A 7621-nucleotide genomic window follows, 5' to 3' on the forward strand; every position below is an offset into this window, starting at 1 on the left:
AGAGATGCAACCCATGGCACAAACGGGCGCCATTTGAATGGTCCATTCAACGGTTGTTTGCTCATCATGGATTGCATTTCTTAGGGCAAGGCTGTCGAGATAAAACCGAAGGTGAGATGCGCTCAACTATCCACAACTGGTTGTGTGGCTATACATCTGGTCTGTTTTGGCGTGACGAATGCACCACTAGGACCACTCACGTCGCAAGAGGTTTTAACGGGCGGAGCAGGACGACGCTATCGATGGCAGGACGATTGTTTCGTAGTAGAAAGTTCCGTGCCCTAGTCAGGGTTTCAACGACATGATTGTTTACATGGCCCTATTCGGGCGTAGAGTCACAGGCGAGATATCGGTCCTGTGGTTAGTGGCTATGTGATCCCCTGATCAACCACGTAATGCATCAGTTCGGCGTTATTCTTGAGTTGGAGTTTCTCGAGAATGCGGGAGCGGTAGGTGCTGACGGTGCTCACCCCGAGGTGCATGGTCTCCGCGATTTCAGAGACGGTTTTCCCCGACGCGAGGAAACGCATAACCTCGAATTCCCGATCGGACAGCTGGTTGTGCAGCACGCTTTCCGAGCCAGGACGAAGACGATGTACGAGCTTTTCCCCGAGTGAAGCACCCACATACTGTCCGCCCGAAGTGACCTTCTTCACGGCATTAATGAGTTCCTCCGGGGCACTAGCCTTCATCAGATAGGCATCCGCTCCCGCTTTGAACATGCGGATGGCATATTGATCCTCCGGATGCAGGCTGAGCACGATGACGGGAAGGTCCGGACGCTCCGCCTTCAGCCGCTTGAGGGCCTCGGTGCCGGTGGTACCGGGCATGGAGATATCCAGGATAACGACATCCCACTTCCTGCATCTGACCAGTTCCAACAGATCGTGGGCGTTGCCGCATTCCCCGACCGTGACGGAATCCAGCCCGTCGGTTAACAAATCCTTCACTCCGCGTCGGAAGAGCGGAAAGTCGTCGGCAATCAAAATTCTCAGCATGGACTTCGACGAAACAGTTTCAGTTCTCAGCGCTCAGTTGTCCGCTCGGCCAATTCCCTACCTCCCCATGAGAGTGAAGGGGAAGGAAAGAGGGCGCTTACGTCGCCGCCGCTTGTCAACAGGATGAAATACTCGCAGTTCGTCGTACGAGACACTTTCGTTTCCCCCCGCCTAGAGGCTCCGACGAGAAACAGCCAGAAAAGCTCCAATCTAGACCACAATAATAAGACGGTCGGATAAATGACAGCTGGGAACTTTCCTAGGGTGGTCCTTGTGGAACATACTGAATTCCTCGATCGGCCTCTCGATGGACTGACCGCACAAGGCATCCGGTTTTGCGTTCTTGGAGAACAGGCGGCAACGCCTACGTCGCTAATACGAGGGATCAACTACATAGTCATGCTCGACATGTTTTGGGTTTGTCCCCTTCCTGCATCCTGCGGCGAGGGAAAACTCACCGCATGTCGGACCCTGTGAAAGGCTGAGAGGAACCGATGAAGAAAAAATACCCGCCGTTGTACCACATGTGCATTAGAATCGAAGGAACCGTGGAGCCGAACCGATCGCGAAGCAGGCCAAAGACCAGTGAAGGGAAGAACACCAGGACCGCCCAGATCGGCCTATGGCTCCAGAGGTGAAAGACTGCGAAGAAGAGAGAGACCGAAATGTTGGCGCCGCTCAAACCACATAGCCAGGGTCGTATCCAGCCACGCTCGATGAGTTCGCCCTGCAGCAATCCTCTAAACAGCAGCTCTTCCCATAGAGGGTACCAGACTGCCACTGAAACAAAGCCCAACGACCACACTTGGACAACAGGTATCGGATGAACGGGAACGGCCCATGCCATAATGGCCCACGTTAACGGAGCAACCCCAGCACAAAGGAGAAAGGTTACATCTCCAAATAATGTTGGGGGCCAGCGGAGCCCTAGCCAACCCAGTGTCTGATAACAATCGGCTCTCGACACAGTTGTCTCCGCAACCACTGACCCCGGTCGAGTGATGTCAGTCCAGTAGAGCTGCTAAGGATGCATAGTCGAGCGAGGCTTTCACTCGCTCTAACCAAGCTTTGCGCGCCGCATGGTCAGACCGATAGAGGACATCTTCCTCGGCCAGCGTTGACACCGATATGGCAATCACTTGGATCTTTCCCGGCTGACTCCGGTTTGGAAAAGTCGGATCCATCTTATAGGCAAGGGCCTGCTCTACCGAGCCAGGCTCGAGGTTGGTCAATTCATACGCACCCCGCAAGGCTTCCTCCTCTAGTGCGGCACGTGCCATATGGTCCTTGTGGATTTGGTCGACGCCTTGCAATAAGTCCCTGGCCTGCATGCGCAGCCGACGCTCTTCCGCTTCGTTGACGCTCGCGGCTGCCTCTCTCTCCAGTCCGCGACTGTGCTCCCGTATCTCACCCACTCTCTCCTGATCATTCAGGCTGAGCTCTCGCAGTTCATCGACCTGAGCCTCCATCGCCTCACGGGCGGAGCCATCGGTATCAGCCGACACTGCTGGCATCGCGAGTTGGCGAGCCGTAAACGACGCCCGGTACACGCGGTATTCGTTGAGCAGCTTTGTGAGATGTGCCTCCCGTGCCGCTTCCTTGGCTTTCGCCGCTTGAATGTCCGCAGTAAGTCGCCTCATGTTCTCCACATACTGGTGGGCGCCGGCTGGATCGGTCTTTCTCCGCAATGCCGCAGTCCGGTCGATCATGGCCTGATCGGGAGCTTTGCGTGAAACCCTGGCGTTACGCCAATCGGCCAAGGCCCTTTCACGGGCAGCACCCACACGATCGAGCCGATCACCGAGGGTTTGAGGGATCCATGGCAAACGCCCAGCCTTCGAGAGCACAACCCACCCGTTGTACTCGGGATAACCACCCATCGTGCCGGTTAGCTTCGGAATTTCGTCCTGGCTCATGAACATATCCTTGGAGAGGTGGTTGAAAAAGATGCTGATCCCTCCGATCGATCCGGCCACACGGTCTGCCTCGGGAGCAATCCCGCATTCTCCTTTCCAAATCCCGATGCCTACCGACGTCTGTTCCGGGTAGGCGCGCACGGTCAACCGCGAGCCTATTGGTTCATATCGGTTGGTAGCCATCGTAGTCCGCATGCGGACAGGGACCCGTGGATTCAGGAATTCCTCTGACTGCTTAAGAATGGCTTCGGCTGCGCTCATGGCCTTAAGGTGACGCGCCCGTTGTTGATCGGTTGTGGGTCCCTCGTTCTGACGTGGCGCCCAACACTGAACCTGCGCGTGAACCACGGTTGTCGTACCGACGGTCATCAGCAGGGCTGCAAGGAGGAAATGACAAATCATGAAGCGACTGAGGAGCGAAACGGACATATGATCTGGGCAATGTGGGATCTCGCTTACCCAAAACACGCTCGAACCGAAACCGCTCGAACTCCTCCGCCGCCCGCATAGCAAAGATACCGAGAATGGTCGTTGCGCGCTCGTGATCCGGCATCGGCTTGGGTCCATGATGGCCATATGTACCAGAACGCGGTCACCGGGATCCACAATCGGCACAGCGCAGCAACCAGAACTCTCGACGTCGATGTCTTAAATCAATTGCACATGCGGGCAAAGTTCCCTGTGCTGTTCCGGATGGTGCCGGCATTTCCGGGTCAGCAGAGAGCACGAGGGGCTTGTTCTCCATGGCAGGATCCGCGGAATCAACCAGTAGACGAATCATATGTTCGGATTAGGTTGAGGTCGTCCTGCGCTCCTGAATCCGGTGGCGCTGTGTGATGGCCGTCACGACTTGCTCGGCCTCGGCTTCGTCAAGACCTGCGCCGAATCGATGAGTTTTTGCGCCATAATCAAAAGCGATTACCCCGCCTCCGATTCCCCATAGTTGGAGACTGGACGAGAAGTCCAGCGGATTGAATCCAGCTCGCCAAACGCGCAGATCTCGCATCTGCAAGAGATCGTAATCCTTATCGAAACCGAATCCTCCAACGTCGCGCCGAGTTTTGAATGTCTGTCCCAGCACGATGACTATCTCCTTCCCCATTACCTGCCACAACCAAGCGTAGACAGCCAACACACCACCAATCGTCCAGATGCTGAACCATGCCGACATGAAAAACTCTCCCTCAGGCGGGGCATCGCCGTTCAAAAGCTGAATGGCGACCATGACTTCAGCCACCGTCCAACCACAGATCCAAAACCCCAGCAGGCAAATCACGAACACACTGCGTCGACCAGGGATGACGAGGCGCAGCCCTGCTGACGTATCCGCGATGGTGATTCGAGCGCCAGCTTGTTGTAGCATTACCATCAGGTATTCACTCTGAAGCGGTCGGCATTATTACATGGATCACTGGTGCGTCTCACAAAATAAGGCAGCTCGATGCACAAGCTTTCTTTCGTGACGTCCACAGTTATCGGATCAGCGGGCAGGGATGGTGGGGCCGATCTTATCGAGGATCACCTGTTTAACCTGTGTGGTGAAACGCTTGGAGATCTCCAAAGTGCGCAAAGCATGACCGGACTCCGACACGTTGTACGTGGCCGGTGAAACCTGTGAGGTGATGGTCGCTTCAAAAACCACCGCCAGCATCTTACTAGGCTTTCCCGTCTTTCGATCAATCCCGTAGGCCTCCTTCAGCGAGACCTTCGGCGACACTTCGACATCGGCGCTCGCCAGGACATGCGGCTTCATCAGCCCTGACTGATTTCGATTCTCCTCGATAAGTTTGATGATGGGATCTGCGGCAAATTCGCTCCGGATCTGTTCGGCCACCGCCCCTTTTTTTCTCTCCGCCTTCTCCATTTCGGGATCCAACACCGGTGGGGCGAGACTGACGTAAATGGGATCATTCGGCTGCCGTTTCGGCGCAGGATCCTTCTGCTCAAGTCGTTCCACCATTCCCGCGCTGGACCGTTCTGCCATCTTTGGGTCATCAACCTCGTGAAGAGTGATTGTTCCGATCTGACCGGTTTCGGATACGGGTTTCTTGACGCCATGCTCATCAACACGATAGTCCTTCTTCTCACCGTTCACATCGGTCGTATAGTAACCGCCTGAACAGGCCGCAATCGTGACCAAGGCGGCAGTGAAACAGGTCGAAATCACCATTTGTATAAAGTGACGGGATTGGGCGGCCATGAGGTGTACTCCTTTTCCTCTCTCCATGCGGTGAAACCAGCATATGAAAGCCGTGCGCGATGAGGTAAGTGTAACAGCACCACTGTAGCCGCCTAAGCTTTTTGGATTATCCTCACCAATGGGCTCAAGAACGGACCAGGGCCTGCCGATGCTTATGGATAGAATGCTTAAGCGGGCAATGAGGAAGTCTTTGACAGCCTTCTCCTTGGTGCGTAGCTTGTATTCGGACGCATTCTTTTTTCATCGCTTATTGCATTGAACAATTATCATGAGGTGAGACATGGAACTGCTTCTATTGGCATTGCTCACAATGGCCGTAGCCTGCTGTGTAGTTGTCCCCCGAGAGCGCTTCACTCCTGCGGTGAAGCCTATCCGTTTTCGTAAGTAACCGTGCCTCCGATTCAAGCCCATGACTCGAAAGCGCAGCGTCCTTGTCCTTATTGGGAGCTGGGTTGGAGGCAAGCCAATGGCGCGCCTCCTGCTCGAGGCTAATGTCATCCTGGCGGATGTTGCTCGCATTTGAGGTGGCGGAACGACAACGAGCCGAGAAGGGAACGCAAAATCGCCTTACCTTCGGCATCGTTGGAGGAGACCCTACGGGGGTCGAGCTAGCCGGTTCACTTCTCGAAATCGGGAGAAAGGCCATGGGGCCGGATTATCCTCACTTCTGAACAACGCTCACCATTTCACTGCACCGGTGACGATTCCTGTGTTCTTCGTTGTCATGACGTGGCTCCCTTCAATCGATAAGAGAAAGATGGTGTCGGATTGCTTCTGCAAGGTAAGGTAATGCGTGCACTGTCTTATGGAAATATGCCATCTTGTGGTATGTCAGCTTTAGGCCTTCACAGTGGAAAGTGGAGCGTAACATGCAAGGACGTCTTTCATGGCCGTCAAACGCAGGAATCAAAGGTGCGCCCCCACCACCAGGCTGTCCCCTCACAATCTGCAGGCAGTTAGCCTGGCCTACGGCTACGATCTGGTATTTACGGGAAGAGCCGCGTCGGTTCCGTGACCTGATCAGGAACCTTGTTTCGCAACATCCGGACGTCTCGTCACCGACTTGCGCAGGCTCGCGCTCAACCCATTAACACTGTTCCCTATCGCACATAGCTTGCCTCCTTATTCCATCCTATGACTCGCACACAGGTCGTCATTATCGGGGGCGGGTTCGGAGGCCTGACGGCCGCCCGTTCTTTACGCCGAGCGGAGGTCATTCTCATCGACCGCACGAACCACCACCTATTTCAACCGCTGCTCTATCAGGTGGCTACGGCCGCACTGTCGCCCAGCGATATCGCTTGGCCCTTGCGCACGCTCTTTCGGCCGCAACCCAACGTCCGGGTCCTGATGGATGACGCGGTATCAATCGATCGAGCGACTCGGACGGTGCACCTGCGGGAGAATACGCCGATTACCTTCGATGTCTTGATTGCCGCTCCGGGATCCCGCCATGCCTATTTTGGGCACCACGAGTGGGAATCATTTGCGCCTGGTCTCAAGACGATGACCGATGCCATCCAAGTGCGTGAGCAAATGCTGCTCACGTTTGAGAACGCCGAACGCCGGAGACTTGTGACCGGCGCGCGAGACCGTCCCCTCACGTTCGTTATCGTCGGAGGTGGCCCCACAGGAGTCGAGTTGGCTGGTGCGCTGGCTGAGATCGGAAGAAAGGCCATGGGTCCTGACTTTCCGGCTTTGCGCCTTGAGAATCTCGCTATCCTGCTCGTGGAGGCCGGCCCGCGCCTTCTGCCAGGGTTCGACGCCAAACTTTCCGCGAAGGCCGCCGGCGCCCTCGCGCGCATGGGTGTGAAGATCAAGTTGAACAGCCCAGTGAGTGCCATTCAGGCCGACGGTGTGATGATCGGACAAGAGTGGGTCGCTTCGACCAACATTATTTGGGCGGCCGGCAACAGAGCTGCGCCTCTTTTAACTACGCTCTCGGCTCCTCAGGATTCCTACGGCCGTGTTAAGGTACGACCGGATCTGACGATCCCGGACGATTCCTCGATCTTCGTGATCGGTGACGCGGCACATTGCGTGGGCAACGATGGAAAACCATTGCCTGGCTTAGCTCCTGTGGCCATGCAGCAGGGACGTTATGTCGCCCACCTCATCGATGGTGACATTGCTCCAGGTCGCCGCCAACCGTTTGCCTATACAGACCGTGGCATGCTGGCGACAATCGGCCGCGCGCAAGCCGTGGCGCAGTTCGGCTGGGTCCATGTTTCAGGACTCTTCGCCTGGCTGCTCTGGTGCGTGGTGCACATTTTCTTCTTGATCGGCTTCCGGAACCGATTCCGAGTGATGTCCGAATGGGTCTGGTACTACCTCACCTTCAAGCCTGGAGCAAGGTTGCTTTTTGAACGGCCTTCTTCCCCTCGCAACAGACCCTCAACAGACCATGGGCATGAGTGAGTCATTAAAGACCGCACACAGCATTACGGAGAGTGGCTTTACTTCAGACGCGGGTGATTCAGCGAAATCATCTATATTCAGCCAGGCAA

6 protein-coding genes are annotated in these 7621 nt (G+C 55.7%); 1 reads left to right on the forward strand and 5 read right to left on the reverse strand.

All coding sequences use genetic code 11. From position 1 onward, the window contains the following. Positions 1-368: 368 nt before the first annotated feature. The 5 genes from P0119_13245 to P0119_13265 all read right to left on the reverse strand — a co-directional run bounded on the left by P0119_13245 (position 369) and on the right by P0119_13265 (position 5114). Complete coding sequence (locus P0119_13245; GenBank protein MDF0667024.1) at positions 369-998, reverse strand: response regulator transcription factor; 630 nt, start codon at positions 996-998, stop codon at positions 369-371. A gap of 454 nt (positions 999-1452) precedes the next feature. Further along, entirely contained in the window at positions 1453-1845 is a 393-nt protein-coding gene (gene mrtJ / locus P0119_13250; GenBank protein ID MDF0667025.1) for a JDVT-CTERM system glutamic-type intramembrane protease, read from the reverse strand. A 157-nt stretch (positions 1846-2002) separates the two neighbouring features. Further along, positions 2003-3343 carry a hypothetical protein gene (locus P0119_13255; protein ID MDF0667026.1) on the reverse strand — a complete coding sequence of 447 codons (1341 nt, stop codon included), beginning with the start codon at positions 3341-3343 and terminating at the stop codon, positions 2003-2005. A gap of 361 nt (positions 3344-3704) precedes the next feature. After that, a complete protein-coding gene (locus P0119_13260; protein MDF0667027.1) occupies positions 3705-4283 on the reverse strand; it encodes a hypothetical protein in 579 nt (192 codons plus the stop codon). Between the two features lie 111 nt (positions 4284-4394). Next, positions 4395-5114, reverse strand: a complete 720-nt coding sequence (locus P0119_13265) for a hypothetical protein (protein MDF0667028.1) — start codon at positions 5112-5114, stop codon at positions 4395-4397. Between the two features lie 1134 nt (positions 5115-6248). Between P0119_13265 and P0119_13270 the strand changes: the two genes are divergently transcribed. After that, the gene (locus tag P0119_13270; protein MDF0667029.1) at positions 6249-7532 is read left to right on the forward strand and encodes an NAD(P)/FAD-dependent oxidoreductase; all 1284 of its coding nucleotides are present in this window, start codon (positions 6249-6251) and stop codon (positions 7530-7532) included. Positions 7533-7621: the final 89 nt, after the last annotated feature.

The sequence above is a fragment of the Nitrospira sp. genome (assembly GCA_029194665.1).
GTDB lineage: Bacteria > Nitrospirota > Nitrospiria > Nitrospirales > Nitrospiraceae > Nitrospira_D.